The organism is Flavobacterium sp. Root935, assembly GCF_001429295.1.
GTDB lineage: Bacteria > Bacteroidota > Bacteroidia > Flavobacteriales > Flavobacteriaceae > Flavobacterium.
Map to the genome: position 1 here is coordinate 917,987 of NZ_LMJL01000012.1, position 26,932 is coordinate 944,918.

The 26,932-nt window shown below is 32.5% G+C and carries 27 protein-coding genes; 13 read left to right on the forward strand and 14 right to left on the reverse strand.

The features are described from left to right. Window positions 1–7: 7 nt before the first annotated feature. The 3 genes from ccoN to ASE40_RS18670 form a co-directional block, all read right to left on the reverse strand. On the reverse strand, window positions 8–2,191 hold the full coding sequence (gene ccoN, locus ASE40_RS18660; protein ID WP_057118632.1) for a cytochrome-c oxidase, cbb3-type subunit I: 2,184 nt from the start codon (window positions 2,189–2,191) through the stop codon (window positions 8–10). Between the two features lie 2 nt (window positions 2,192–2,193). Continuing rightward, a complete protein-coding gene (gene ccoS, locus ASE40_RS18665) occupies window positions 2,194–2,385 on the reverse strand; it encodes a cbb3-type cytochrome oxidase assembly protein CcoS (RefSeq protein WP_057118633.1) in 192 nt (63 codons plus the stop codon). Window positions 2,386–2,500: 115 nt separating this feature from the next. Beyond that, a complete protein-coding gene (locus tag ASE40_RS18670; RefSeq protein WP_057118634.1) occupies window positions 2,501–4,888 on the reverse strand; it encodes a heavy metal translocating P-type ATPase in 2,388 nt (795 codons plus the stop codon). A 202-nt stretch (window positions 4,889–5,090) separates the two neighbouring features. Between ASE40_RS18670 and ASE40_RS18675 the strand changes: the two genes are divergently transcribed. Beyond that, a complete protein-coding gene (locus ASE40_RS18675) occupies window positions 5,091–5,774 on the forward strand; it encodes a Crp/Fnr family transcriptional regulator (protein ID WP_057118635.1) in 684 nt (227 codons plus the stop codon). Here ASE40_RS18675 and mazG read toward each other — a convergent pair. The 3 genes from mazG to def form a co-directional block, all read right to left on the reverse strand. Further along, window positions 5,771–6,541, reverse strand: a complete 771-nt coding sequence (gene mazG / locus ASE40_RS18680) for a nucleoside triphosphate pyrophosphohydrolase (RefSeq protein WP_057118636.1) — start codon at window positions 6,539–6,541, stop codon at window positions 5,771–5,773. The genes ASE40_RS18675 and mazG overlap by 4 nt on opposite strands. Before the next feature lie 102 nt (window positions 6,542–6,643). Beyond that, window positions 6,644–7,129 (reverse strand): DUF5606 domain-containing protein, encoded by a 486-nt coding sequence (locus tag ASE40_RS18685; RefSeq protein WP_057118637.1) that lies wholly within the window; start codon window positions 7,127–7,129, stop codon window positions 6,644–6,646. A gap of 60 nt (window positions 7,130–7,189) precedes the next feature. Beyond that, a complete protein-coding gene (gene def, locus ASE40_RS18690) occupies window positions 7,190–7,780 on the reverse strand; it encodes a peptide deformylase (protein ID WP_057118638.1) in 591 nt (196 codons plus the stop codon). Window positions 7,781–7,981: 201 nt separating this feature from the next. On the opposite strand from def, the gene ASE40_RS18695 reads away from it, so the two are divergent. Next, window positions 7,982–10,204, forward strand: a complete 2,223-nt coding sequence (locus tag ASE40_RS18695) for an FUSC family protein (RefSeq protein WP_057118639.1) — start codon at window positions 7,982–7,984, stop codon at window positions 10,202–10,204. 44 nt (window positions 10,205–10,248) lie between these two features. On the opposite strand, the gene ASE40_RS18700 is transcribed toward ASE40_RS18695, so the two are convergent. From ASE40_RS18700 to ASE40_RS18710, 3 genes are all read right to left on the reverse strand, one after another. Next, window positions 10,249–11,742, reverse strand: a complete 1,494-nt coding sequence (locus ASE40_RS18700; RefSeq protein ID WP_057118640.1) for a malate:quinone oxidoreductase — start codon at window positions 11,740–11,742, stop codon at window positions 10,249–10,251. 126 nt (window positions 11,743–11,868) lie between these two features. Continuing rightward, a complete protein-coding gene (gene ruvX, locus ASE40_RS18705; RefSeq protein ID WP_057118641.1) occupies window positions 11,869–12,282 on the reverse strand; it encodes a Holliday junction resolvase RuvX in 414 nt (137 codons plus the stop codon). Between the two features lie 144 nt (window positions 12,283–12,426). Next, the gene (locus ASE40_RS18710) at window positions 12,427–13,056 is read right to left on the reverse strand and encodes a PAS domain-containing protein (RefSeq protein ID WP_057118642.1); all 630 of its coding nucleotides are present in this window, start codon (window positions 13,054–13,056) and stop codon (window positions 12,427–12,429) included. Window positions 13,057–13,320: 264 nt separating this feature from the next. On the opposite strand from ASE40_RS18710, the gene ASE40_RS18720 reads away from it, so the two are divergent. The 3 genes from ASE40_RS18720 (at window position 13,321) to ASE40_RS18730 (ending at window position 16,089) form a co-directional block, all read left to right on the forward strand. Continuing rightward, window positions 13,321–14,136: a 2,3,4,5-tetrahydropyridine-2,6-dicarboxylate N-succinyltransferase gene (locus ASE40_RS18720; protein ID WP_057118644.1), complete on the forward strand. Its 816-nt coding sequence runs from the start codon at window positions 13,321–13,323 to the stop codon at window positions 14,134–14,136. Window positions 14,137–14,242: 106 nt separating this feature from the next. Continuing rightward, the gene (locus ASE40_RS18725) at window positions 14,243–15,319 is read left to right on the forward strand and encodes a glycosyltransferase family 9 protein (protein ID WP_057118645.1); all 1,077 of its coding nucleotides are present in this window, start codon (window positions 14,243–14,245) and stop codon (window positions 15,317–15,319) included. Further along, window positions 15,316–16,089, forward strand: coding sequence for a glycosyltransferase family 2 protein (locus ASE40_RS18730; protein WP_057118646.1), 774 nt, complete (start codon window positions 15,316–15,318; stop codon window positions 16,087–16,089). The genes ASE40_RS18725 and ASE40_RS18730 overlap by 4 nt, the downstream gene beginning before the upstream one ends. Here ASE40_RS18730 and ASE40_RS18735 read toward each other — a convergent pair. Next, window positions 16,086–16,853 (reverse strand): hypothetical protein, encoded by a 768-nt coding sequence (locus ASE40_RS18735; RefSeq protein ID WP_057118647.1) that lies wholly within the window; start codon window positions 16,851–16,853, stop codon window positions 16,086–16,088. The genes ASE40_RS18730 and ASE40_RS18735 overlap by 4 nt on opposite strands. 83 nt (window positions 16,854–16,936) lie before the next feature. Here ASE40_RS18735 and ASE40_RS18740 point away from each other — a divergent pair, with 83 nt between their 5' ends. The 4 genes from ASE40_RS18740 (at window position 16,937) to ASE40_RS18760 (ending at window position 20,578) form a co-directional block, all read left to right on the forward strand. After that, a complete protein-coding gene (locus tag ASE40_RS18740; RefSeq protein WP_057118648.1) occupies window positions 16,937–18,013 on the forward strand; it encodes a glycosyltransferase family 4 protein in 1,077 nt (358 codons plus the stop codon). Window positions 18,014–18,079: 66 nt separating this feature from the next. After that, window positions 18,080–19,051: a hypothetical protein gene (locus ASE40_RS18745; RefSeq protein WP_057118649.1), complete on the forward strand. Its 972-nt coding sequence runs from the start codon at window positions 18,080–18,082 to the stop codon at window positions 19,049–19,051. 184 nt (window positions 19,052–19,235) lie between these two features. Then, on the forward strand, window positions 19,236–19,913 hold the full coding sequence (locus ASE40_RS21910; protein ID WP_128414999.1) for an acyltransferase family protein: 678 nt from the start codon (window positions 19,236–19,238) through the stop codon (window positions 19,911–19,913). 104 nt (window positions 19,914–20,017) lie between these two features. After that, a complete protein-coding gene (locus ASE40_RS18760) occupies window positions 20,018–20,578 on the forward strand; it encodes an L-threonylcarbamoyladenylate synthase (protein ID WP_057118652.1) in 561 nt (186 codons plus the stop codon). Between the two features lie 108 nt (window positions 20,579–20,686). On the opposite strand, the gene ASE40_RS18765 is transcribed toward ASE40_RS18760, so the two are convergent. Then, on the reverse strand, window positions 20,687–21,811 hold the full coding sequence (locus ASE40_RS18765; RefSeq protein WP_057118653.1) for a cysteine desulfurase family protein: 1,125 nt from the start codon (window positions 21,809–21,811) through the stop codon (window positions 20,687–20,689). Window positions 21,812–21,898: 87 nt separating this feature from the next. Here ASE40_RS18765 and ASE40_RS18770 point away from each other — a divergent pair, with 87 nt between their 5' ends. Next, complete coding sequence (locus ASE40_RS18770; RefSeq protein ID WP_057118654.1) at window positions 21,899–22,888, forward strand: hypothetical protein; 990 nt, start codon at window positions 21,899–21,901, stop codon at window positions 22,886–22,888. Between the two features lie 146 nt (window positions 22,889–23,034). On the opposite strand, the gene ASE40_RS18775 is transcribed toward ASE40_RS18770, so the two are convergent. Further along, window positions 23,035–23,586 carry a Smr/MutS family protein gene (locus ASE40_RS18775; RefSeq protein WP_057118655.1) on the reverse strand — a complete coding sequence of 184 codons (552 nt, stop codon included), beginning with the start codon at window positions 23,584–23,586 and terminating at the stop codon, window positions 23,035–23,037. Between the two features lies 1 nt (window position 23,587). Continuing rightward, window positions 23,588–23,761, reverse strand: a complete 174-nt coding sequence (locus tag ASE40_RS22145) for a hypothetical protein (protein WP_172426676.1) — start codon at window positions 23,759–23,761, stop codon at window positions 23,588–23,590. 106 nt (window positions 23,762–23,867) lie between these two features. On the opposite strand from ASE40_RS22145, the gene ASE40_RS18780 reads away from it, so the two are divergent. Next, on the forward strand, window positions 23,868–24,152 hold the full coding sequence (locus ASE40_RS18780; RefSeq protein WP_057118656.1) for a DUF2752 domain-containing protein: 285 nt from the start codon (window positions 23,868–23,870) through the stop codon (window positions 24,150–24,152). 109 nt (window positions 24,153–24,261) lie between these two features. On the opposite strand, the gene ASE40_RS18785 is transcribed toward ASE40_RS18780, so the two are convergent. Then, a complete protein-coding gene (locus tag ASE40_RS18785; RefSeq protein WP_057118657.1) occupies window positions 24,262–24,963 on the reverse strand; it encodes a DUF1003 domain-containing protein in 702 nt (233 codons plus the stop codon). Between the two features lie 190 nt (window positions 24,964–25,153). On the opposite strand from ASE40_RS18785, the gene epsC reads away from it, so the two are divergent. Both epsC and cysM read left to right on the forward strand, forming a co-directional pair. Further along, window positions 25,154–25,945 (forward strand): serine O-acetyltransferase EpsC, encoded by a 792-nt coding sequence (gene epsC / locus ASE40_RS18790; RefSeq protein ID WP_057118658.1) that lies wholly within the window; start codon window positions 25,154–25,156, stop codon window positions 25,943–25,945. After that, complete coding sequence (gene cysM / locus ASE40_RS18795; protein WP_057118659.1) at window positions 25,945–26,832, forward strand: cysteine synthase CysM; 888 nt, start codon at window positions 25,945–25,947, stop codon at window positions 26,830–26,832. The genes epsC and cysM overlap by 1 nt, the downstream gene beginning before the upstream one ends. Window positions 26,833–26,932 lie beyond the last annotated feature (100 nt).

Genomic DNA, 26,932 nt, shown 5'->3' on the forward strand with positions numbered 1-26,932 from the left:
AATGCTGTTATTTAGTTTCTTTTACTTTAATATCAGTACCAAGTCTTTGAATATAAGCAATCAAAGCAACGATTTCTCTTTCGTTCATAGGAATGAACTTTTCTCCTTTTGCAGCAGCTTTTTTCTTGCTGTCTTCATAACTTTTTACAAAGTCAGGATCGTTTTCTAAGCTTTTCTCAATTTTTACAGCCTGCTCTCTTAAAGTTTTTTGTGCGTTAGCTACGTCTGCTTCACTATAAGGAACTCCAAGCGAAATCATAGCCTGCATTTTTTTCTGTGTTAATGAGATATCCATTGCTTTATTATCAAATAACCATTTATATCCTGGCATAATTGATCCTGCAGAGATACTTTGCGGATTCCAGAAGTGGTTAAAGTGCCAGTTATCATTGTACTTACCTCCTACTCTTAATAAATCTGGACCTGTACGTTTTGATCCCCATAAGAATGGATGATCATATACAAATTCTCCCGCTTTAGACTGTACTCCATAACGCTCAACTTCACTTCTGAAAGGACGAACTGACTGCGAGTGACATCCCACACAACCTTCTCTGATGTATAAATCGCGTCCTTCTAGTTCCAGCGGTGTATAGGGTTTTACACTCGAAATTGTTGGAATATTTGATTTTACCATGATAGTTGGTACAATTTGAATAATACCTCCAATTAAAATAGCGATTGTAGCTAAAATTGTTAATTGAATTGGTTTTCTCTCTAACCAAGAGTGGAATTTCTCACCTCTAACTCTTCCACTGCTGATTCTTTGTAAAGCAGGTGCTTGAGCCAATTCATCTTCTACCGGATTTCCAGCTCTAACTGTCATTATGATATTGTAAACCAATGTCAACATTCCTATTAAGTACAAAGTACCACCAATAGCTCTCATCCAATACATTGGCATAATAGCAGTTACCGTTTCAAGGAAGTTTCCGTAAGTTAAAGTACCGTCTGGATTAAATTGTTTCCACATAGAAGCTTGTTGAAAACCAGCTACATATAAAGGAATTGTATACACGATAATACCCAAAGTACCAATCCAGAAATGGAAGTTTGCTAATTTTTTAGAGAACAAATTCGATTTTGTCATTCGAGGAATTAACCAATAAATAATACCAAATGACATGAAACCATTCCAAGCTAAAGCTCCAACGTGCACGTGTGCAACGATCCAGTCTGTATAATGCGCAATAGCATTTACGTTTTTCAAAGAAAGCATCGGACCTTCAAAAGTTGCCATTCCGTAACCTGTAATTGCTACAACGAAGAATTTTAAAACTGGTTCTTCACGAACTTTGTCCCAAGCTCCTCTTAAAGTTAAAAGTCCATTGATCATACCTCCCCAAGATGGTGCAATTAACATTACTGAAAATGCAACTCCTAAATTCTGTGCCCAGTTTGGCAATGCAGAATATAATAAGTGGTGTGGTCCTGCCCAGATATAAATAAAGATTAAAGACCAGAAGTGTATAATAGATAATCTATAGGAGTAAACAGGTCTGTTTGCTACTTTAGGAATAAAATAATACATTAATCCTAAGAACGGTGTCGTAAGGAAAAATGCTACTGCATTATGTCCGTACCACCATTGTACAAGCGCATCTTGAACTCCTGCATAAACAGAATAACTTTTTAGACCAGAAACTGGAATTTCAATATTATTAAAGATATGAAGTACTGCAACCGTTACAAATGTTGCTAAATAAAACCAAATTGCAACATATAAGTGACGTTCTCTACGACGCAACATGGTTCCAATCATATTGATTCCCATTACTACCCAAATCAACGCGATTGCAATATCAATTGGCCATTCTAATTCTGCATATTCTTTAGAAGAAGTATAACCTAATGGAAGTGTAATGGCTGCAGCAACAATAATAAGCTGCCATCCCCAGAAATGAAGATTACTTAAAAAATCACTAAACATTCTGGCTTTTAGCAATCTTTGCAGCGAGTAGTACATACCAGCAAAAAAGGCATTACCTACAAAGGCAAAAATTACTGCATTGGTGTGTAATGGTCTTAAACGGCCATAACTCAGCCACGAAATCCCATCTGTCATGTTGGGAAAAAGGTACATTACCGCAAGGGTAAGCCCCACTAACATACCCACAACTCCAAAGAGGATTGTGGCGTAAATGAATTTTTTTACAATTTTGTTGTCGTAATAAAACTGTTCCATTTCCATAATTATACTTGTTTTTCTTCGATTGGTGAATTATTATTTGGGGAAATAATTTTGGTCTCATCGTCAAAAAGAATTCTGACTGAGGGTGTATAATCGTCGTCGTACTGGCCGGATTTGACAGCTGCAATGAAGGCAATAAAAAAGCAAATTGCCACGAAAATACTCACTGAAATTAATAGATAAATAACACTCATACCGTAAATTTATGTTAACAAAATTACTAGGTGATTGGCGTTTAAAATATGATAATTATCATGATCAGAGAAGAATACTAAAATAATATAGACTATTCTATCTCACCAATGAAAGTCATTTTAAATCCCTGTTGCTAAAATAGTTAGACATTAAAGTCACGAAGCTCACTATAGTAATTGTACTCAAAGGCATAATGATAGCTGCTACTATTGGAAGCAGATTTCCTGTAACTGCAAATGCAAGCCCAACAACGTTGTAAAGCAATGACAAAGCAAAACTCATTTTGATTACCAATATTGCTTTGTGAGAGAGTTTTAAAAAGTAATTGAGCCTTGAAAATTCAGAAGCATCCAATATAGCATCACATGCTGGTGAAAAGACATTTACGTTCTCTGAAATTGATATTCCAACATTACTTTGTGCCAATGCTCCAGCATCGTTTAGTCCATCGCCTACCATCATAACATTCTTTCCTTTTTCTTGAAGTTTTTTGATGTATTCGAGCTTTTGTTCTGGTTTTTGATTGAAGATTAATTCGGTATCTTTTGGAAGGATAGCTTCTAAATTTCCTCTTTCTCCATCATTATCGCCAGAAAGTACTTTAATTTCATATTCTCTGCTCAACATTGAAAAAAGATCTTCTAATCCTTCTCGATATTGATTTTGAAAAACAAATTTTCCAAAATAAACTCCATCAATTTTAATATGTAAAGCTGTTTTTTCGATCTCTGAACTATTTGTAACTATATCATCTACAAATTGCCCTGACCCTATTTTAACTTCTTTATCAGCAGCAACGGCTAAAATTCCTTTTCCTGTAATTTCTTGAAAATTATCGACTTGTATCCGTTTTGTTTCTGGAAGAAAATCATAAAGCATACGGCTTAAAGGATGGTTTGAACCGCGAAGCACATTTTTAATCAATATATTATCTGAATCAGAAATAGCATTTCCTTCATATAATATATTCGATTTTTTATTGGTTGTAATTGTTCCCGTTTTATCAAAAACAATTGTATCAACTTTAGCAAGCTGTTCAATTACCACAGCATTTTTTAAATAGAATTTCTTTTTACCTAAAATTCTCAAAATATTTCCAAAAGTAAATGGAGCTGTAAGAGCGAGTGCGCAAGGGCAAGCCACTATTAATACCGCTGTAAAAACATTAAAAGCTGTATTAGCATCTATAAATATCCAATAACCAAAACCAGCAAATGCAATCAGCAGTAAGATTGGGGTAAAATACCGGCTTATTGCATCTGTTATGGTTTTGTGTTTTTGGTCTACTTTTTTCTGAAATATTTCATTACTCCACAACTGCGTCAAATAACTTTGAGAAACAGAATGCAGTACTTCCATTTCAATCACTTTTCCAATTTGTTTGCCGCCTGCAAATACCTTATCTCCCGACTTTTTAGTTATCGGAACAGCTTCCCCAGTGACAAAACTATAATCAATTTCTGCACTTTCGCTGATTAAGATTCCATCAACCGGAATAAGTTCTTGATTTCGAATCAATAAACGATCCCCTTTTAAAACATCATAGATTGCTACATTTTCTTCAGAAGAATCTTTGTTGATTCTGGTAACCGCAATTGGAAAATAAGATTTAAAATCCCTTTCGAAACTTAAAAAACTATAGGTTTTAATTTGAAACATTTTACCAAGAAGCATAAAGAATACTAAACTTGCCAAACTGTCAAAAAAACCTGGACCGTGATCCATTAACATATCGTATGAACTGCGAATGAACATTACAATAATCCCTAAAGCAATAGGAATATCAATATTCAACATTCTGGTTTTAATGCTGTGATAAGCAGAAACATAATAACCACTTGCTGAATATAAAAAACTTGGAAGAGCTAAAAGAAAAATCAGCAATCTGAAAAAAGGTTTGTAACTATCGAGCCAGAATTCTTTCATTTCGAAATATTCGGGAAACGAAAGCAGCATAATGTTTCCGAAACAAAAAAAGGCCACGCCAAGTTTATAAGTTAAACTTCTGTCTACTCTTGCTTTTGCTGTTTCGTAATTTTCTAAACTTATATAAGGTTCGTAACCAATTGAACATAAAAGATTAACGATTTCTTTTAAAGAAACGACATCAGAATTAAAGGTAATTCTAACTTTCTTTTCATGGAAATTAACTTGTGAAATACTAATTCCAGGCTGTAAGCGGTTTAGATTTTCTAAAATCCAAATACATGAACTGCAGTGAATATGAGGAATATTTAAAGAAACAATAGCTGTATTTCCTTCTTGAAATTCTAGAATCTTTGAAAGTATAGCATCGTTTTCTAAAAAATCATATTTGCCTGCAATGTCCTGCGGAGTAGCACCAGGCGATTTTTCGAAATCATAATAAGAGGTTAAGTCATTACTGCTGAAAATTTCGTAAACTGTTTTACAGCCTGTGCAACAAAACTTCTTATCATCAAAATCAATTTCTTCATTTTGTTCAATAGTTAAACCACAATGAAAACAACTTTGCTCCCTCATAAACTTGTTTTTATAGGGTACAAATTTCCGATTAAACACCAGTCATTAAGATGATAATTATCATGTTATATTCGGATTCACTTTTACTGAAATAAAATTATAATTATCAAATCATTACGAATCCTTATTTATAATAATTTTACCTGATAAAAGTGCCTAAAAACTTTAATTATCCTTAATTTTGCAGCAAACAAATATTGTCATGAATAAATGTGATCAATGCATTGTACGCCAGCTAAGCTCTTTAAAAGCTCTTAATAAAGAGGAAGTTATAAAACTAGCAAACAGCAAAACCACTTATAAAATTAAAAAAGGTGAAGCCATTTTTGAAGAAGGTGAAGTAACCAATGGTGTTTTTTGCGTGAAAGACGGCGTTGGTAAACTATCTAAATTGAGTGCAAACGGAAAAGACCAAATTGTAAAATTGGTAAAATCTGGCGAACTTCTTGGGCAGCGTTCTATGATTAGTAATGAGCCGGCAAACTTAACTGCTAAAGCTATTGCAGACATGGAAGTTTGTTTTATTCCTAAAACCGAAATCATTAATTTCTTTAACAGCAATAATCAGTTTTCTTTAAATATGATGCAGTCTGTGTGCGAAGATTTAAAGGAATCTGAAAATGAAAAAATTGCTTTGGTTCAAAAAACAGTGAAGCAAAGACTAGCAGAAACCTTACTTCATTTACACGAAGCGTTTGGCGAAGACACCGATAAAACCCTAAAAGTTCAACTGACAAGAGAAGAACTTGCTGGAATTATTGGCACTGCGACAGAAAGCTGTATTCGTTTATTATCTGATTTTAATAAATCAGAATTGATCGAATTGGTTGGTAAAAAGATTATGCTTAAAAATGTTCGCGCCTTAAAAAAATTGGCCGATAATTAAAGTTTTTTAGCTTCGTTCCAAAAAACATCCATTTCGGTAAGCGTCATATCCATCAAAGGTTTCCCTAATTCGTTTGCTTTACTTTCTAAGTATTGAAAGCGTTTGATGAACTTTTTATTAGTTCTTTCTAAAGCGTCTTCTGGATTAACATTTAAAAAACGGGCATAATTGATCATTGAAAACAGTACATCACCAAATTCGTCTTCAATTTTGTCTTGGTTTCCAGATTTTACCTCGTCTTGTAATTCTTGTAATTCCTCCTGTACTTTGTCCCAGACTTGATGCGGTTCTTCCCAATCAAATCCTACACCTTTTACTTTATCCTGAATTCTACTTGCTTTAACTAAAGCTGGAAGACTTCTAGGAACACCTTCTAAAACAGATTTTTTGCCTTCTTTAAGCTTTAATTTTTCCCAGTTTTGTTTGACTTCTTCTTCATTCTCCACTTTAACATCTCCATAAATATGAGGATGACGGTGAATTAGTTTTTCACAGATTTCATTGCAGACATCCGCAATATCAAAATCGTTTGTTTCACTTCCGATTTTAGCGTAAAAAACAATGTGCAGAAGCAAATCTCCCAATTCCTTTTTAACTTCATTTAAATCATTGTCCAGTATAGCATCGCCGAGTTCATAAGTTTCTTCGATTGTCAAATGTCTCAATGTCTGCAGGGTCTGCTTTTTGTCCCATGGGCATTGTTCACGAAGTTCATCCATGATATTTAATAATCTCTCAAATGCTTGTAACTGGTTTTCTCTATTCATCTTGAAGTTCTTTTAAAATTTAAAACTCGATCTTGTAAAATTAAAAAATCCTGTCAAGAAAACTATCTTAACAGGATATTATATAATTAAAAGAATAACTTACTATTCTTCTTTTTTAGCTTTTGCTTTTTTAGCTGCTGGAGCTTTTTTAGGTTTTTCTTCAGCAACTGGAGCTTCTTCTTTAGTTTCTTCAACAGCTGGAGCTAAATCTGTAACTAAACCTTTTGCTTGAAGTGTATTATACCAGTTTAATACTTTTTTGATGTCTGATGGATAAACTCTTTCTTCGTCGTAATCTGGAAGAATCTGCTTAAAATAGGCAGCTAAAGTAGCGTTGTCTTCTTTATGAGAAATCGCTTGACCTTTGTTCTCTTTAACGGCAATTCGCTGCATTACTTCAGTTAATGGTTTTTCACCTTCATAAGTATAAATCGAAATTTCAGACAATAAACTTACATTGCTTTTTAGATTTACAGTAATCTTCTTCCCATCAATTAATGATTCCGCCACAAAACCTGTACGAGTTTGAACTTTCAATTCGTATAAACCTGGTTTCCCTGAAATGGCTAAAATTTTCGTTAAATTCATTTTTATTAAAATTAGTATTAAGAATTTGATTTATTTTTTGTTTCTAAATATTTAGAAAACTTATCTCCCTTTTTTGGCTGCAAAAAACTTCATTCTATATTCCTGAGATGTTTTTCCCTCAGTAATATTTTTTAGTTTCTTTTGAATTAAACGTTTTTTAAGAGACGAAATTTTATCTGTAAATAAAATTCCTTCAATATGATCGTATTCGTGTTGAATAACTCTCGCAATTAAGCCATCAAAAACCTCTGTTTTCATTACGAAATCCTCGTCACAATATTCAATTGTAACAATTGGTTTTCTGTAAACGTCTTCACGAACGTCTGGAATACTTAAACAGCCTTCATTAAAACCCCACTCTTCACCTTCTTCCTTAACGATTTTAGCATTGATAAAAGTTCTTTTAAAACCTTTCAAATCTTTTTGTTCCTCTGAAGGAAGATCTTCATCATCACTAAAAGGCGTTGTATCAATAACAAACAAACGAATTGGCAGTCCAACCTGCGGTGCTGCAAGTCCAACTCCGTACGCATTATACATAGTCTCGTACATATTTGCGATCGTTTCTTTTAGGTTTGGATATTCTGGTGTAATGTCCTGCCCTACTTTTCTCAAAACAGGATCACCGTATCCTACAATTGGTAAAATCATTTGTTTTTATTTATGTTTTTTATGTGCTGCAAAACAGAACTAAACTTCTCATATTTCAGCTGGCAAAAATAGTAAAAAATAGTCAATGAATAATTCTATTACTATTTTATATCATATTTTTTCAAAACCGTTAAAAATCTCAGCTATAATTATGCCAAAATCACTCGTACAATTCTTACCTTTGCTAGTAAACCTCTTTTTATGTTTGATAAAATTTCGAAATTTACCAACAGCACCTCTTTTTTCAATGCTTCTAAAGTAACCATTGCTTCTGTTGTTCCTGTTTTAGTTTTAAATTTTTTAGGTCATTTTGAAATTGGTTTTACAATAGCATTAGGAGCTTTTTATACTTATCCAAGCGATATTCCTAGTTCGCTGAGTCATAAAATTAAAGGATTAATTGCTGCATCTTTTATTGTTTCCGGCGTTAACCTTTTGGTTAATCTGGTTTATCCTTATCCCGTTTTATTTTATCCCTTTTTAGGATTTTTATTATTTCTCTGTTCTATGATTTCGGTCTATGGACAGCGTGCAACTTTAATATCTTTCTCTGCTTTATTATCAATTTCTCTTTCATTCGGGCACCTGCACGAGGGCTGGCAGGCATTTGAATACTCCGGTTTTATATTTATTGGAGGAATTTTATACTTAATTGTTTCGCTTATTTTTCATTTAGTACAACCTTATAAATATGTAGAATTACAAATTGCTGAAGGTATAAAACTAACTGCCAAATATTTAAAATTAAGAGGCGATTTATGGAGTCCCGAAGCGAATAGAAAAGCAATTATCGAAAAACAATTGGCCGTTCAGGTAGAATTAAATCTTATTCACGAAGATTTGAGAAAAATGCTGATCGGAAATCAGAACGCATCTGGAATTACGAGCCAGAACAGAAAAATGCTTTTGGTTTTTATCACATTGGTCGAAATTCAAGAACTTGCACTTTATACCTCTTTTGATCATAGTAAACTTCACATCAAATTTGCAAAGCATCCAGAGGTTTTAAGAACATATCAAAATGTGGCTTATAAATTGGCTTCGACTTTAAAAAAACTTTCAAAAAATGTTCGCCACATCAGCGTGTATGTAGACAAAAATGATTTAAAGAACGAGCTTGATGCCCTTGAATTTGCAATTTTTGATTACGAAAAAACTCTAGGAAAAGACGAAGCAGCCGAAGGAGTTTTGATGCTGACCAATATGCTGAAATATGCGAAAAATCAGGTTGGAAAAATCAAGATTATTCAACGTGCATTTTCATTGGCAATGCAGTCTTATAAATTAAAAGACAAGGATAAGGAGCTTGAAAAATTCCTGACGCCGCAATATTATCCGCTTCGAACTTTGATCGAAAATTTAAGTTATTCTTCTTCTATTTTCAGGCATTCGCTGCGCTTAACAATTACAATTCTAATTGGTTTTTTTCTAGGTCAGATTCTTCCATTTCAAAACGTTTACTGGATTTTGCTGACTATTGTTGTAATAATGCGTCCTGGTTATGGCTTAACAAAAGAGCGATCTTACCATAGAATGTTCGGAACTGTTTTGGGAGGTATCATAGCTTTCGGAATTGTATCTATTATTCAAAATCACGTTGCTTTAAGTATTTTCTCTATTATTTGTATGCTTTTGGGGATTTCGTTTACACAAATCAACTATAAGATCAGCGCAACATTTGTTACGATGTATGTTGTTTTTATATACGGAATTTTAACTCCAGATATTAATGAAGTTATTCAATACCGAATTTTAGATTCACTCGCAGGCGCAGTTTTAGCTTTTATTGCCAATCAATTTTTGTGGCCCGCATGGGAATTTATTAATACTCCTATTCATATTGAAAACGCAATTCGTGCCAACCGAAACTATCTCAAGGAAATTGCTGATTTTTATAATAAAAAAGGAGAAGTTCCGACTTCTTATAGATTAGCCAGAAAGAATGCTTTTGTTGAAATAGGAAATCTAATGACTTCATTTCAGCGTATGATGCAGGAACCAAAATCGAAACAGAAAACAATGCCTTTGGTAAACAAACTAGTGGTTTTAAATCACTCATTATTATCTGCTTTAGCATCGCTGTCAACTTATATTCAATCGCATCAAACTACATCTGCTTCTGAGTCTTTCAATTATATCATTAAAACGATTTTAGCTAATCTTGATCACTCTATTTCTATTTTAAGAAATGAAGTTATTTTAAAAGATACATTTTTTGAAAAAGAAGATGTAACGTTACAATTTGAAGAATTAAAAAGAAAGAACTTTACACGGTTGGCAGAAGATGATGGTTTAGACAAAGAAACACGTCAAGCCAAAATGCAGGAAGCTTCAATGGTTATCGAACAATTAATCTGGATGAGCAATCTTGCCGAAAAAATTCTAAAAAACACAACCGACCTAAAAGCAACAAATCCAGATTAATTCATCTGGATTTGTTTTTTTTTATTCTATTAATTTAAAGAAGCTTATTTTATTTTTAAAACTTCTGCTGTATGTTTTCTAAGCTCTGCTAAAAGCTCCGGCTTATCATTTAAAGTCTGACCATAAGAAGGAATCATTTTCTTTAATTTAGCTTCCCATTCTGGTGTTTTAATTTGATTGGTAAAACATCTGCTAATCAAATCAACCATAATCGCTACGGCTGTAGAAGCACCTGGAGAAGCACCCAATAAAACTGCTAAAGTTCCGTCATGTGTATTAATTACTTCGGTACCAAATTCTAAAATACCGCCTTCTTTTTCATCTTTCTTAATAACCTGAACACGTTGTCCTGCTTTTTCTAATTTCCAATCTTTAGAACGTGCAGTTGGTAAATATTCACGTAAAGCTTTCATTCTATCTTTTGGAGACTGGCGAACCTGCTCAATCAAATATTTTGTCAGCGGGATATTATGATAACCTGCCGCAAGCATTGGAATTAAGTTATTAGCTTTAATTGACAAAGGCAAATCTAAATAAGAACCGTTTTTTAAGAAACGAGTTGAGAACCCAGCAAATGGTCCAAAAAGAAGTGCTTTTTCCCCATCGATTACACGGGTGTCAATGTGAGGAACAGACATTGGCGGAGCTCCAACACTTGCTTTTCCGTAAACTTTTGCCTGATGTTTAGCAATAACCTCTGGATTAGTACATTTCAGCCATTGTCCACTTACTGGAAAACCGCCGTAACCATGTCCTTCTGGTACATTTGCTTTTTCTAGCAAAGGTAAAGAACCTCCGCCTGCACCAATAAATACGAATTTAGTGTAAGCTTTACGAATTTTTCCTGTAGATAAATCTTTAATCTTTATTCTCCAAGATTTATCTTCACGCTGTCTTAGTTTTTTAACTTCGTGATTAAAAAATAAAGAAACGCCATCTAATTTTTCTAAATAATTGAACATACTTCTGGTTAAAGCACCAAAATTTACATCGGTACCAATTTCCATATGTGTGGCTGCTAATTTTTCATCAGCATTTCGTCCTTCCATTACCAGCGGCATCCATTTTTTTAGCTGCTCGACATCGGTACTGAAAGTCATTTCAGAAAAAATTGGATTGCTCTGCAGAGCTTCAAATCTCTTTTTTAAATAATTTACGTTTTTATCTCCCCATACAAAACTCATATGAGGTACGCTTTTAATAAAATTTTCAGGAGAAGGCACTTTTTTTTCCTGCACTAAGTAAGACCAAAACTGTCTTGAAATCTCAAAAGATTCTGCAATACTTATTGCTTTTTTAGGATCGATACTGCCGTCTGCCTTTTCTGGAGTATAATTTAGTTCACAAAAGGCAGAATGTCCAGTTCCTGCATTGTTCCAAGCATCAGAGCTTTCTGCAGCAGCAACATCTAATCTTTCGTAAATTTCAATTTTTATATCCGGTTGTAATTCTTTCAAAATTACTCCTAGAGTGGCACTCATAATTCCAGCTCCAATGAGTACTACATCACTATTTGAACGTATGGTTTCGTCAGGCATAACAGTATTTTTATTTAAAGTGCAAAGGTACTTTTTTAATTGCAAAAAAAAACTAATTTTTAGATGATAAAAGTTAGGATTTTCTAAAAACCTTTAAATTATAAACAATAAATAAGACGAAGAGCGTTATTTTTTTGCGGAAAGATAATCTTGAAGTAAAATTGTAGCAGATATCTCGTCTATTAAACCTTTATTTTGACGCTGTTTTTTACTTAAACCGCTGTCGATCATTGTTTGGAATGCCATTTTTGAAGTAAAACGCTCATCTACTCGAATCACTTTCATATCTGGAAAAATATTTGAAAAATGAGTCGCAAAACCATTAATTATAGAAGCACTTTCTGAAGGTTGCCCATTCATTTGCTTAGGCTCACCAATTAATACTGCTTCGACTTTTTCTTTTGCAAAATAATCTTTTAAAAAATCAATTAAAGTATGAGTTGGAATCGTTGTAAGACCTGATGCAATAATCTGCATTTCGTCTGTAACAGCGATTCCTGTACGTTTTTGTCCGTAATCTATAGAAAGGATTCTAGGCATTTATTTTTTTTGACAAATTTACTTCAAAATATTTTTCCAAGTTTTATTTCACTCAAATAAAAGAGATTAAAAATAAAAAAAAAATCCGCCTCGAAAACTCAAGACGGACCTATCCAAATATTTAAACCTAAAAAATAACTCAAATTATCTACCAAACAATCGGCCAAAAAAGCCTCTATGTTCTTCCTCTTCTCCATCTTCTTCTTCAACATAATTAGCAAACTTAGCTTGTGCTTTTTCATGTTCGTAAATCAACTCCTTAATATATTCAACATAAGATCTTTTTTTCTCTTCTAAAAATCCGATTAGGTATTTTTCGCTGAATTCCACTCCGCTCGCCGCTTCGATTTGCAATAATTTTTTATACAAAGGCTCTATATGCATTGCAATTACTTCCTGCGGTACAGATTGTCTACGTCCAAAATAATTTACGATTACATCATTTTCGTCACGAGCGATTTCAAAATCGGTAATTACCCAATAGTATCTTCCGGATTTAGCGAGATTTTTTACAATAGCGTGAAAGTTTTTACCGTTTTTAAGATTTTCCCAAAGTACTTTAAAAATAACTTTAGGCATGTCTGGGTGACGTATAATATTATGCGGCTGTCCCATTAATTCGTAATCTTCGTAACCACAAACATCTACAAATACTTCGTTGGCATATTCAATAATACCAAAGGCATTTGTTTTACTCATAATAACTTGTGTTTTATCCCAAGTTACCTCTTTGTCAATAATTACTCTGTTCTGAAGTTGATTTTCTTGATTCATATTTTACTGCTTATATGATTAATTTATTGAATGGAATGTTTTTCAATGATGCGAAATTAGAGAGAAGAAAAAACACAAAATCTGACTTTTGTCATATTTTGACATAAAAAAAACTTCTAGAGGTAGTTTTAAAAAATCTTTAATCCGTATAACAATTCTAAGTTTTACAAATAAGAAACAAAAAGTTAAATCTGTAACATTTTCGAGTCGTTTTGCTTTTTTGCATTTCTACAAATACGTTATCTTTGCCAAAAATTTAAACGTATGAATTCTTTACAGACTATAATTGAACAAGCTTGGGAAAACAGAGCTTTATTGCAAGAAACTACAACAACTGATGCTATTAGAGAAGTTATCGAATTAGTAGACGCAGGAAAATTACGCGTTGCTGAACCAGTTGGTGATAAATGGCAGGTAAACGAATGGGTTAAGAAAGCTGTTGTGATGTATTTCCCAATTCAGAAAATGGAAACATGGGAATCTGGTATTTTCGAATATCACGATAAAATGTTACTTAAAAGAGATTATGCTGCAAAAGGAATTCGTGTTGTACCAAATGCTGTTGCTCGCTACGGAGCTTACATTTCGAGCGGTGTTATCTTAATGCCAAGTTATGTAAACATTGGTGCTTATGTTGACGAAGGAACAATGGTTGATACTTGGGCTACTGTTGGAAGCTGTGCACAAATTGGTAAAAATGTACACTTAAGCGGTGGTGTAGGTATTGGTGGTGTTCTTGAGCCATTACAAGCTGCTCCAGTTATTATCGAAGATGGTGCTTTTATTGGTTCTCGTTGTATTGTTGTTGAAGGTGTTCACGTAGGAAAAGAAGCTGTTCTTGGCGCTAACGTATGTTTGACTGCTTCAACAAAAATCATTGATGTTACAGGTGATGAGCCAGTAGAAATGAAAGGTTTTGTTCCTGCTCGTTCTGTAGTGATTCCTGGAAGCTACACTAAAAAATTCGCCGCAGGAGAATTTCAAGTTCCTTGCGCTTTAATTATTGGTACTCGTAAACCATCTACAGATTTAAAAACTTCTTTAAATAATGCGCTTCGTGAATACGATGTTGCTGTATAGATTTTAAGAAAATATAGTAAAAAAAATCCAAATTTCAATTTTATCAATTGGAATTTGGATTTTTTTTGCTTCAATTTGTAAATTCTTAAAAGACTTAATTCACTATATGAAGATACTTGTAATTCAGCAAAAAATGATTGGTGATGTTTTGATCAGCAGTATAATATGCAATAATTTGCGTACTGCTTATCCAGAGGCTCAAATCGATTATTTAGTTTATGCCTCAACAACTCCAGTTTTACAAAGCAATTCAAGTATTGACAATATTATTTTATTTGAAGAAAAACACCGAAAAAGCAAAAAAGAGTTATTAAATCTTGGATTTCAGATTAGAAAAGAAAAGTACGATTTATTAATTGATGCGTATTCTAAGCTCGAAAGCTGGATAATAGTTTTATTAAGCAATGCTAAACGAAAAATATCTTACAAAAAACCAGGAAGAAACTTTTTATACACTGATAATGTGCCGTTTGAGCCTTTTCCAAAAACAAATTTAGGTTTAGCAATCGAGAGAAGACTTTCGTTATTAGAACCTTTAGATCTCAAAATTAAAATTAATCCAATTCCGAAATTATTTGTTTCTGAAAAAGAAAATCAAGATGCTATTACTCTTTTTGAAAAATATAATGTTCAAAAAGATCGAAAAACAGTTATGATCAGTCTTTTAGGCAGCGAAAAATTAAAAACCTACCCTTTAGAGTTTATGTCTAAAGTGGTTGATTTTATAGCTGATACCACAGATGTAAATATTCTTTTTAATTATTTCCCAAAACAGTTAGAAGAAGCTAAAACCGTTTTTAATGCCTGTAAACCTTCAACACAAGCAAAAATTTATTTTGATTTATTGGGAGGAGATTTGCGCTCCTTTATTGGTCTCATGAATCAATGTGATTTGATTATTGGTAACGATGGCGGTGCAATAAATATGGCAAAAGCCCTTGAAAAACCATCGTTTATCATTTTCTCGCCTTGGATTGAAAAGAAAATCTGGGCCACTTTTGAAGACGGAATTCATCATCTTTCTGTTCATTTAAAAGATTATCGTGCTGATTTATTTGAGCAAAAAACCGAAAAAATACTGAAGAGGGAAGCCTTATCTTTATACCATGAATTTAAACCTGAATTTTTTGAGAAAAAAATTGAGTCCTTCCTTAGTCAAAACCTAAGCGCTACAATAAAATGATTTTGACAGCAAAACAAGCAATGACCGCATTGGTTATTACTTATAATGAAGAACAAAATATAAAAGATGTGCTGGATAATTTGGCATTCGCAAATGAAATAATCATCGTAGATTCTTTTAGCATAGATAAAACTTTTGAGATCGCCTCTTCATTTCCTAATGTAAAAGTAGTACAGCGTGCTTTTGACAATTTTGCTTCTCAGCGTAATTTTGCCCTGAGTCTTGCTTCAAATTCATGGATTCTTTTTGTAGACGCTGACGAAAGATTGACTCCAGAACTTCAAAAAGAAATCAGTTTCATAACCAGCCAAAAAGATTGTGCTTCGGCTTATTTTGTTCGCAGAAACTTTATGTTTAAAAATAAAAAACTGCGTTTTAGCGGCTGGCAAACAGATAAAATTATCCGACTTTTTAAGAAAGAAACTGCAATTTATAATCATGAAAAAATTGTTCACGAAAAATTAATTGTAAGTGGGAAAATTGGTCAATTAAAAACAAAATTGATTCATTATTCGTATTCGAATTATGAAAATTACAAGCAAAAAATGATCTTTTACGGAAAATTAAAAGCTCAAGAAGAGCTATTAAAAAATACTAGGCCTAATTTTTTTCATTTTTACATTCGTCCGGCTTATCAATTCATAAATCAATACTTACTACGACTTGGAATCTTAGACGGAAAAAAGGGAATTATAATTTGCTACCTAAACGCATTGAGTGTTGCTGTTCGATTTCAAGAGCTAAAAAAAATTAGGTCTAGAAACGACTAAGATTTCCAAAATTTTAATTTCTTTTTTAATCTTTTCTTTCTCGCAAATTCTTCTTGAAAGTGATTAGTTGCATACCACATTTTCTCAAAAATTTCAGACTCTGTTTTATCTGTATAATACTTAGAATATTCATTGCTCATCACTGCAACCATCTCTTTTTTAGGCGTCAAGCGTCTAAAATTATTCATACGCTGTTCAAAACTCATAAAATCATGAAAATTCATTCTATTCAAATCTACCAAGAAAAAATCGTATAGATTTTCAGAAACTTTTTTAATTAAGGTATTTCCAGGCGAATGATCTAAAAACTCTACTCCTTTTTCATGAAGATCAAAAGAAAATTTGGTAAATTGTCTTAATATAGTGTCATGATCTGGATAGGTCGGAATTTCTACCAATTCTCTATATGTCAATTCGGTTACTAAATGTTCACTGGCGTAGTAACTGTCCTTTAAACCAATAAAATTGAAATTTTCAAGAAACGCAATGGGCTCAGGAGTTCCAATTCCTTTTTCCAACAAAAGAGTAGCATATTCAAACGAACGTCTTGCTTTTGATTTTCTAAAATATTTATAAGCGACTTTATTGATTAAATTCGGAACCTTAAATGATTTTATGTTAATCGTTTTTCCGTTTAATTCAAATAATTTAATTTTATTTCGATCGCCGTTTCCAAAAAGAATTCCTATATCATTAAAACCTTTAATACTTCCGATTATGGAGTCCGTATTATTCTTGAAAAGTGGATTTACTTTAAAATTCATCAGTATATTTTTATTAAGTACAAAAGTACATATACAATCTAACACTTCAAATTAATATTGTATTTTCGTAAAAAAAATAAAAGATGCAGCAACAAAAGACTGTTTTTTTAGAAACTCATAACATAAATAATAGAGCTACTGGTTTAGGAACTTTCAATTACGAGTTAATCAAAGGATTATCTCAACTAGAACTTGAAAACTTAAAGCTAACATTAAATGCTACAGATATAAAGCTTCTTGAAAGTGAATTTGGAAACAAATTCGATTACAACAAATACAGTAATTTATCAAGGATGAAATTCTTTAGAGTTCGCAAAAAATACGACCTATGGCATTCTGTAAATCAGAATATAAAAGTTGAACCTTTAATAAAAACCAAATATTTGCTTACAATTCACGATGTGAATTTTGCTGAGGAAATATCTTCAGATATTAATCACAGAAGAAATAAACTTTTTTTAGAAAAATTAAATAAAGCAACTGCCGTTACCTACATATCGGAGTTTGCAAAAAAGCAAACCCATCAATATTTTGATGTTCCAGACGTTCCTGAATATGTTATCCATAATGGAAATCCAATCACTAAATTTCTAGATACATCTTCATATGTACCTAATGTCCTTGTTGACAAACCTTTTTTTTACAGTATTGGCGATTTTATAGAAAGAAAAAACTTTGAATCTATTATTAATATGATGAGATTAATAAAAGATTACAATTTGATAATTTCTGGAAATCATGATAGAAAGTACGGAGAAAAAATAAAACAGTTAATAAAAGATAATGGCTTATCAAATCAAGTTTATTTAACTGGAAAAGTGAGCGATGAAGGTAAACAGTTTTTTATGAAAAATTGCACAGCATTTCTTTTTCCTTCAATAAGGGAAGGTTTTGGCTTACCACCAATTGAAGCAATGAGTTTTGGAAAACCTACATTTTTATCTGATAAAACTTCACTGCCCGAAATAGGAGGAAACGCCGCAAAATATTGGTCTGATTTTGATCCTGAATATATGAAAAACGTATTGTTTGATGGTTTAAATAATTTTGAAAATAATAAACCTGAAAATGAATTACTTTTCAAACAAAGAGCTGCAAGTTTCAATTGGAAAACAGCTGCTGCAGAATACGTAAAAGTCTATAACAAAATTTTACTGTAATATATACATAAGCCTCGTAACCAAGATTAAATAGTAAAGACTACAAACCGCATTAGAAATAAAACAATGAATATAACTCTAATAAGTTTAGATAATTTAGGCATGAATGAATGTATTTCGTCTGCTTTAGAAAAACAAGGACACAATGTCCATCATATTAATTTTAGAGATTATAAATACAAATATCCTACAGTTTTTCACAGGGTATATAATTTTGTTTTGAAAGCTTTTTTAAAAAAGAATCTCAAAACACTCCATCACGGAAAAGAAATACTGAAAGAATTAAAAAAAAACAATCAAATTCAGGATGTAATTTTGACAATAAAAGGCGATTTTATTGATCCCGATAGCGTTTTAAAATTCAAAAAATACACTAAAAAATCGATTGGATTTTTTAATGATAATATCTATCGCTGTCCTAAAATCAAACGAGTTATTCCTAGTTTTGATGAAGCATATTCGTTCGAAAAAGAAGACTGCGTAAATTTTAATTTAAATTTCGCTCCTAACTGGATTTACAGTAATAAGACCTCTTCAAATAATGAAATTCCTTTAGAATATGGCGTTTTCAATATTAGTACAATAGATAAAAGACTATCAACATTAATTCGAATAGCTAACGAATTGAAGTCTAAAAAAGTAAATTTTAAATTCATTGTTTACGATAAAAAAAACAAACATAAATCGGGAGATGACGGTATTACATATGTCACCAAACATGTTCCTTTGTCGAAAGTGCATGAATATGCAGACCGTTCTAAAGTATTGCTAGATATTCATCGAAATGGTCAAATAGGGCTAACTTTTAGAACTTTTGAAAGTCTCGGATTAGAAAAGAAACTTATCACAACAAATCCAGATATTAAAAACTACGATTTTTATAATCCAAACAATATTTTAGTAATTGACGAAAATAAACCTGTTATTCCTGTTTCTTTTTTCGAAAATGAATATGAAAAAATTCCAGAGTCAATTTATAAAAAATACACGGTAGAGGGCTGGATTGAAAATGTAATTTTCAAAAACAGCACCTTATAAATAGATCTTAAAAAATCTAGACCTCTTTGTCGAAATCATTGTTTTTAATTTTCACCAACACTTAACTCGAATTATCTATCTAATTTACAATGTTTTAATTCGTATTTAAATTAAAGTAAATATTTACTTACAGTTATTACATATTTTACAATACTATTTCATTAATTTATAAGTTTGAGTTTGTTTGCAAAAAAATAAAATAGCATCTACTCATTTATTTAGTAGTGCCACAGTCACATTACTAAGTATGATTTTTTCCGTTTTTATATCCCTGATTCCAATTCTAGTTGTTTTAATTTTAAACGTTTTTACAGTAAACAAAATAATAAAGATAGACCTAAAAGCGGTATTAAGTTTTACGTTTGCTGCTGCAATAATTATGGTTTTAAATAAATCATCATTGAGACACTTTACTCCTTTTCTTGGTGGAATTATAGTTGCCTCAATAATGAGCATGAAAAAGACCGAAGCGATTTTTAAGCAAAAGAAATATACAATTCTAGCCTTACTGCTGTTAGGAGTTTCAGTATATTTTTTTAACGGTGGAAAAAAGCCAATTCAAATTATAATTTCATCACTTGTATTTTTAATTATCGCATCTGGAAATAGCTTTTTCGGAATTCTGTCGAGTGCATTTTCACGTAAATTTGGTCAAATAACTTACAGTTTATACTTGCTTCATGGTATTTTTCTATTCATACTATTTCATTTTGTTGTTGGACTTGAAAGAGCAAAAACTTTAACTGATCTTGAATTTTGGATGATTGTAACAGTTTCAATTTTACCACTGCTTTTTATTTGTCAACTGACTTTTAAATATATTGAATCGCCTTTGATGTCATTTTCTAAGACAAAAAAATAAAAAAAGCAAAATACTTGATTATCCTGCCTATTCAAATAAATAATCTTTTTATTTATAACTTTGCAGCTGTATTATACATTCAAAACCAGTATAGATTTTTTATAATGAACGAAGAAATAATCAACGCATACGAAGTAATCAAAGAAGGCGGTATAATTTTATATCCAACAGATACTGTGTGGGGCATTGGCTGTGACGCCACAAATCCTGAAGCTGTTGCCAAAATCTACAAATTAAAACAGCGCGCAGAGACACAAAGCATGATAGTTTTGATGAATGGCGAAAAGATGATTTACAACGTGTTTAAAAACATTCCTGAAGTTGCTTGGCAAATCTGGGATTTATCAGACAAACCAACGACTTTAATTCTGGACGATGCCAGAAATGTGGCACCAAATATTATCGCAGCCGATAAATCTTTGGGAGTTCGATTGGTAAAAGAGCCTTTCTGTTACAAATTAATGGAAAGAATGAAAAAACCTTTAGTTTCAACTTCAGCAAATATTTCTGGACAGCCTACACCTCTTGCCTTTAAAGACATTAGTCCAGAAATTATAAATGGTGTTGATTATGTGGTAAAATTAAACCAAGACAAAATCAACGGAAAATCTTCTACAATTATCAAATTAACAAACGATTCTCAGGTAAAAGTAATACGTAAATAAAGGGCTTCGACTTCGCTCAGCCTGACAATCCTTATGTCTTTCTGAATGAAGTCGAAGAATATTTTAAACAAAAATCTTAGAATCTTAGCCTCTCAGAACCTTAGTTGCTTAAATATTTTTCAAACTCTCAATCAGCCAATCGACATCTTCTTTGGTGTTGTAATGGCTAAATGAAATTCGAAGATTGGGCAATTTTAGATCTTCTTCAGAAAGCATTTCTTTTAAAACATGCGAAGGTTTAATACTTCCAGACTGGCAGGCACTTCCTCTCGAAACTGCAATTCCTTTCATATCTAAACTAAAAAGAAGCATTGAAGTTTTATCTGATGAAAAAGGTAAAATGATATTAATGATATTATAAAAATCATCTTTTTTTCCATTAATTCTAAAATCAGGAAAATGACTTTCAAGCTGATCAATAAGATATTTTTTCAATTCTAAAATATAGTTTCTTTCCTCATCTAGTTTTTCATACGAAATAGACAAAGCTTTTGCCATTCCGGCAATTTGGTGTACTGCTTCGGTTCCTGCGCGAAGACCTTTTTCTTGTTCTCCACCAAAAAGTAACGGCTGCAAACCTGAGTTTTTTCTAACAAAGGCAAATCCGATTCCTTTTGGTCCGTGAAATTTATGCGCACTAGCCAAAATGAAGTCAATGGGGGTCTTTTGCAAGTCGATTTCAGTTTTTCCGACAGACTGGACTGTATCAGAATGAAACAAGGCATTATACTGCCTGCAAATAAGGCTTACTCTTTCTAAATCTAAAATTGTACCTGTTTCGTTATTAACATGCATTAAACTAACTAATGTCTTTTTCTCATCAGATAATAGATTAGACAAGTGCGTTAGATCTAAACTTCCGTCAGCATTTACCTTTACATAATCAACCTGAATATTGTATTCTTCCTGCAGCGCCAAAACAGTATATAGAACAGCGTGATGTTCAATTTTAGAAGTAATAATTCGCTCAACTTTCAAATCTTCAACCGCAGAACGCAGAATCCAATTATCCGCTTCAGTTCCGCCAGAAGTAAAAATTATTTCTTGGGCAGTACACTTGAAATGTTTCGCAATACTTTTTCTGGAAAGCTCTACTATTGTTTTGCCATTTCGTCCAAAACTATGTGTAGACGATGGATTACCAAAATCCTCAACCATAATTTTTGTTATTTCCTGAATTACTTCGGGACGTATTGCAGTTGTTGAGGCATTATCTAGATATACTTTTTTCATCGGGACAAAGTTAAGAAATATCAATTGTCAATTCTTAAATATCATTTGCCATTTTTTTCACTATTTTTGACCCAAATAAATTTTACGATGAAAAAATATGCTTCTCTCCTATTATTTGCTTTTTTATTAAACGGCTGCGATGATGGAGATTTAACTGTAGAAACAATAGATTTTGAAAGCGTTACAACTTCTCAAGCCTGCGATCCATTAACCAATACTTTAATTTATAAATTAAAAAATCAAGAAGCGCTTTTACTGCAATTGCCAGAAACTGCGGGAATTGTTAATGATCCTGGAACTTATGAGTATCCAATTGACTCAAAAGGTAACGGACAATATCGTGTAGTTTATAGAGCTTATGATGGCGCTGTTGCAACTGCTAATATTTGTGGAGCAATTCCGCCAAGTACTCCTAAAGTTACAGAAGAATGGCTTGCAACAGATGGTATAATTACAATTGAAACTTCACAAATCGAAAAACCAAATACAACTGATGATGGTTCACGCATAACAGGTTATGACCATAGTATTATAATCAAAAATGTAACATTTGCTAAACCGTCTGGAAACCAAACTCAGGCTCAATATGTTTTTGGAACCTACAGTACAACTGTAACTCCTGCTAGTTTAGTTTTCAAAACTAATACTAATGGTACGGCTTACGAATGTGGAGATCTTAAAAAAGTATATAATTACAACAACTCTTTTTATTTGACAATTGATGACATAGATCCTGCTTTAATTGTAAATACAGATACACCAGCAAACCAGCCTAGAACGAGTTTAATTACTGCATCAATGAATAAGGTTTATTATAGAACAGCAAAGGCAGAGACAGGTTCTTTTTCAGAAGCATATATCTGTAATCCGACATCTACACCTGCAATTGACGAAACGTGGAGTGGTCAACTTGGGGTAGCTGGAACAAGCGGAATTATAGAAGTAACAACAACACACGTTGCACAAGTTTACACACACACGATAGTTCTTAGAAATGTAATTTTAGAAAAAGGAAATAGCCATTTTAAACTGGGAAGCCGTTTTCTTTTAGGAAACATCGAAAGAACTGTTAACTAAAAAAATATAGATTTTCGACGAAAATCAAAAAAATAATTCTTACAAAAAACGTCTGTTTTTCAAAACTGGTTTAATACTAAAGCAGATGGAAAAACAGACGTTTTTTTATGCTCAAAAATAATCGATTTTAAGCTTCTAAATTGGTTTTATTTATTGTTTTGTCTAAAATAAACTTCGGTTGCACCAAGACCGTATTTTTGATAATTGGCATCTTGAAAATCAATTCCGTCATAACGACCTAATAAAAAATCAAGTTCGGCTTTTAAAATTCCTTCGCCGACACCGTGAATAAAAACGATTTTCGGAATGCGGTTTCGAATCGCAAATTCGATATGTCTTTTTGCCGTTTCTGTCTGTAATGTCAAAATATCATAATTGGACATTCCGCGTTTATTAGGAACCAATTTTTCGATATGCAAATCAAATTCTGGAACACCAACATCCCGCTTTTCTTTCTTTTCTTTAACAAAACTTCTAGGTTTTGGCTCTGTTTTTTCTTTTGAAACTTGATCTAAATCTATTCTTTTAATAGAATTCATTAAATCACTGGAATCTTGAATCTTAAGCAATTCATTGACAAAAAATGTCATCATAAATCCATCTTCAGTTTCTATCAAAACCTCGTTATTTTTAACCGAAACTACCGTTCCGTTTATGGCTTCATCAAGTACAGAAACCTTATCTCCTTTTACCAGCATCCTACTCTTCTTTATCGTTATTTTTACTTGGTGTTTTTGCACTTAGCTGCATCATTCCGAACATGAAAACTACAATTGCAATGATCATGATATAGATGTTTTTTTCTTCTGAAACCTGTTCGTAAAACGCAACCGAAATCGCAAGAATCATTATTATAATTTTAAAAGCTTTCATCAATTCAAAGTTTAAGATTTCAAAAGTATAAAACTTTCAAGTAGTACTTCTATCCTGTGCAAAACGTTTGTCATATTTTTTTAGTAAAATTGCAAAAAGATCTGTCATGACTTTAGAGAAATATATGATCCCATGTTTGTTCAAAACCATCTTCGGTTTCGAATGTTTGGGCTGTGGTTTTCAGCGGTCATTAGTCTTACTTTTTCAAGGTGAATTTTCAGCTGCTTTTAAAATGTATCCAGCAATATTTACCTGTCTTTTATTATTTGGTTTTATAGCGCTTCATTTTTTAGACAAATCTAAAAATTACAAAAAATTAGTTTGGAGAATGGCAGCTGTAAATTTCATTTTTATGCTTGGAGGTTATTACTTCAAGCACTTTTATTTTTAGATTTTAGTCCCGAAGCCTCGGGATAGATTTTAGATTTTAGATTTTCTAAAAAATCGCTTCGCTCTTTTTTGGAATTTGGGATTTTAAAAAATTGGAATTTTAAGAACCTTTATTTCTTAATCTGATCCAAAATATCATTCATCATCTCGATTTGCACTTTCTGAATTTCGATTAATTCTTGCTGCTGATGCATAATCAAATGATCGATTTTATCATGGATCATTCTAATTTCTAATTCAGACTTTAGATTAATCATATAATCTTTTTTAGCTCGATTCCTATCTTTTTCTTCTTGGCGGTTTTGACTCATCATAATCACCGGCGCCTGCAAAGCTGCTACGCAAGAAAGAATTAAATTTAAAAGAATAAACGGATACGGATCAAAACCTTTATTTAAAAGAATATAAACATTGGAGCCGATCCAGATAGCAATAAAAACGACAAACGAAATAATAAAAGTCCAGCTTCCGCCAAAATCGGCTACTCTATCAGCTACTCTTTGTCCTAAGTTTCGAACTTCTTCTTCGTCTTCAACAATACTTACTATTGATTTATCTTGTTTTAATGAAGAAATAACACTTTTCTCCATTGCCGAAAGCGCTCCAATTTCTGTCGAAAGATAATTGGAAATATATTGCTGGCGATAAACATTTAATTCGTTTACAGCGATACAATCGTCATCATTAAAATCAGGAAATTCTTTTTTGATTAAACCCAAAATAGGATCATGAATTGATTTACCACAGATTTTTTCGTTTTCACTAAATGGAAGTCCCGAAATTGCACTCTTAAATGTTTTATTATTTTTCATTTTGATATGTTTTGAAAGCTAATTTACGCAATTAACTTGGTAAGAAACACATAAAAAAGAAGTGTTTAGAATTCGTTTTTTATCACAAATACAACTATCTAAACAAAATTTCTTTAGTTAAATCGTGACTTTATTTCCAAAAAACACCTTACTTTTAACGTTCCAAAATTATTCATTCATTTTTACCATTGTGACAAAAGACACTATCATACAAAATATAAAGGCCTTAAAGAGCCATTCGCACATAAACTACGGTATTAAAACCAAAACAGAAGACTTTACAGAAAAGCTTTTTTACACTCTTTTTGATTCAAATGCAATTTTAGAAGAAAGCATTGATGAATTGGAAAAATGCTTTAAAGAAATCGCTGTTTTAGCCTGCAAAAAACCACAAAATTTATGCGGTTCTATGTGGGATAGATTTTTAGAAAAACTTCCAAGCGTTTTAGAAAAATTAAACCAAGATGCCGAGTACATTTTAGAAAACGATCCTGCCTCAAATAGTATCGATGAAGTTTATCTGGGATATCCTGGTTTTTACGCTATAGCTATTTATAGATTAAGCCATGAATTGTACCATTTAGATTTACTTCTGTTTTCTCGATTAATGAGCGAATATGCACATAGGATTACAGGAACAGATATTCATGCCGGAGCAAATATTGCATCGCCATTTTTCATTGACCACGCTACCGGAATTGTAATTGGAGAAACTACTGTTATCAAAAAACATGTAAAAATTTATCAAGGTGTTACGCTTGGTGCATTAAGTGTGAGCAAGGATATGAAAAATGCTAAAAGACATCCTACCGTTGAAGCGAATGTGTGTATTTATGCCAACGCAACAATTTTAGGCGGAGAAACGGTAATTGGAAAGAACAGTGTTATTGGCGGAAATTCATGGGTAACTAAATCTATCCCTGAAGATTCCATCGTATTAAACACCACCACAACAGAAGTCAAAATAAAAGAAAAAAAATAATGGGTCCACAGAAATTATTAAACCTAATTGGAAATACTCCTTTAATGGAAACTGTCAATTTGGTTAAAAATAAAAATGTAAAACTTTTGCTAAAACTCGAAGGAAATAATCCTGGAGGAAGCGTAAAAGACAGGGCAGCTTACAATATGATCGCTGCCGCATTAGAAAGAGGTGATATTAAAAAAGGCGATAAATTAATTGAAGCAACCAGCGGAAATACTGGAATTGCACTGGCAATGATCGCTCAATTATTTGGCATAGAAATCGAATTGGTTTTACCTGAAGATTCCACAAAAGAGCGCACACAAACAATGCGTGCTTACGGCGCTACAGTTATTTTAACCCCTGCCAGCGAAGGAATTATTGGTTCACGAGATTATGCAGACAAAAAAGTAGCACAAGGCGGTTATTTAATGTTAAATCAGTTTGCCAATGATGATAACTGGAAAGCGCATTACAAAACAACCGGTCCTGAAATATGGAACGATACTGAAGGAACTGTTACGCATTTTGTTTCGGCAATGGGAACTACTGGAACTATTATTGGAACTTCGACTTATTTAAAAGAAAAGAATCCAAATGTGCAGATTATCGGCGCTCAGCCAAGCGATGGATCACAGATTCCTGGAATTCGTAAATGGCCGGAAGAATATCTTCCGAAAATTTTTGATGCTTCTAAAGTTGATACTGTCGTGGATGTAAGCGAAGAAGAAGCACGCCAAATGACCAAAAGATTAGCATTAGAAGAAGGTGTTTTCGCGGGAATGAGCAGCGGAGGTTCTGTTGCCGTTGCCTTAAAAATTGCAGAACAATTAGAATCTGGTGTTATAGTTGCCGTTATCTGCGACAGAGGCGATCGTTATTTGTCTTCGGATTTATTTGATTAAAAAAAGATACTAAGAAACTAAGTTACTAAGGTTCTAAGATTTTAAACACTAAAACTTAGAATCTCAAAAAAACTTAGAACCTTAGCAACTCAGAAACTTA

What these genes read in the sequence shown, in the direction of transcription:
- ccoN (WP_057118632.1), bottom strand. Translation starts at nt 2,191, where the DNA reads ATGGAAATGGAACAGTTTTATTACGACAACAAAATTGTAAAAAAATTC.
- ccoS (WP_057118633.1), bottom strand. Translation starts at nt 2,385, where the DNA reads ATGAGTGTTATTTATCTATTAATTTCAGTGAGTATTTTCGTGGCAATT.
- ASE40_RS18670 (WP_057118634.1), bottom strand. Translation starts at nt 4,888, where the DNA reads ATGAGGGAGCAAAGTTGTTTTCATTGTGGTTTAACTATTGAACAAAAT.
- ASE40_RS18675 (WP_057118635.1), top strand. Translation starts at nt 5,091, where the DNA reads ATGAATAAATGTGATCAATGCATTGTACGCCAGCTAAGCTCTTTAAAA.
- mazG (WP_057118636.1), bottom strand. Translation starts at nt 6,541, where the DNA reads ATGAATAGAGAAAACCAGTTACAAGCATTTGAGAGATTATTAAATATC.
- ASE40_RS18685 (WP_057118637.1), bottom strand. Translation starts at nt 7,129, where the DNA reads ATGAATTTAACGAAAATTTTAGCCATTTCAGGGAAACCAGGTTTATAC.
- def (WP_057118638.1), bottom strand. Translation starts at nt 7,780, where the DNA reads ATGATTTTACCAATTGTAGGATACGGTGATCCTGTTTTGAGAAAAGTA.
- ASE40_RS18695 (WP_057118639.1), top strand. Translation starts at nt 7,982, where the DNA reads ATGTTTGATAAAATTTCGAAATTTACCAACAGCACCTCTTTTTTCAAT.
- ASE40_RS18700 (WP_057118640.1), bottom strand. Translation starts at nt 11,742, where the DNA reads ATGCCTGACGAAACCATACGTTCAAATAGTGATGTAGTACTCATTGGA.
- ruvX (WP_057118641.1), bottom strand. Translation starts at nt 12,282, where the DNA reads ATGCCTAGAATCCTTTCTATAGATTACGGACAAAAACGTACAGGAATC.
- ASE40_RS18710 (WP_057118642.1), bottom strand. Translation starts at nt 13,056, where the DNA reads ATGAATCAAGAAAATCAACTTCAGAACAGAGTAATTATTGACAAAGAG.
- ASE40_RS18720 (WP_057118644.1), top strand. Translation starts at nt 13,321, where the DNA reads ATGAATTCTTTACAGACTATAATTGAACAAGCTTGGGAAAACAGAGCT.
- ASE40_RS18725 (WP_057118645.1), top strand. Translation starts at nt 14,243, where the DNA reads ATGAAGATACTTGTAATTCAGCAAAAAATGATTGGTGATGTTTTGATC.
- ASE40_RS18730 (WP_057118646.1), top strand. Translation starts at nt 15,316, where the DNA reads ATGATTTTGACAGCAAAACAAGCAATGACCGCATTGGTTATTACTTAT.
- ASE40_RS18735 (WP_057118647.1), bottom strand. Translation starts at nt 16,853, where the DNA reads ATGAATTTTAAAGTAAATCCACTTTTCAAGAATAATACGGACTCCATA.
- ASE40_RS18740 (WP_057118648.1), top strand. Translation starts at nt 16,937, where the DNA reads ATGCAGCAACAAAAGACTGTTTTTTTAGAAACTCATAACATAAATAAT.
- ASE40_RS18745 (WP_057118649.1), top strand. Translation starts at nt 18,080, where the DNA reads ATGAATATAACTCTAATAAGTTTAGATAATTTAGGCATGAATGAATGT.
- ASE40_RS18760 (WP_057118652.1), top strand. Translation starts at nt 20,018, where the DNA reads ATGAACGAAGAAATAATCAACGCATACGAAGTAATCAAAGAAGGCGGT.
- ASE40_RS18765 (WP_057118653.1), bottom strand. Translation starts at nt 21,811, where the DNA reads ATGAAAAAAGTATATCTAGATAATGCCTCAACAACTGCAATACGTCCC.
- ASE40_RS18770 (WP_057118654.1), top strand. Translation starts at nt 21,899, where the DNA reads ATGAAAAAATATGCTTCTCTCCTATTATTTGCTTTTTTATTAAACGGC.
- ASE40_RS18775 (WP_057118655.1), bottom strand. Translation starts at nt 23,586, where the DNA reads ATGCTGGTAAAAGGAGATAAGGTTTCTGTACTTGATGAAGCCATAAAC.
- ASE40_RS22145 (WP_172426676.1), bottom strand. Translation starts at nt 23,761, where the DNA reads ATGAAAGCTTTTAAAATTATAATAATGATTCTTGCGATTTCGGTTGCG.
- ASE40_RS18780 (WP_057118656.1), top strand. Translation starts at nt 23,868, where the DNA reads ATGACTTTAGAGAAATATATGATCCCATGTTTGTTCAAAACCATCTTC.
- ASE40_RS18785 (WP_057118657.1), bottom strand. Translation starts at nt 24,963, where the DNA reads ATGAAAAATAATAAAACATTTAAGAGTGCAATTTCGGGACTTCCATTT.
- cysM (WP_057118659.1), top strand. Translation starts at nt 25,945, where the DNA reads ATGGGTCCACAGAAATTATTAAACCTAATTGGAAATACTCCTTTAATG.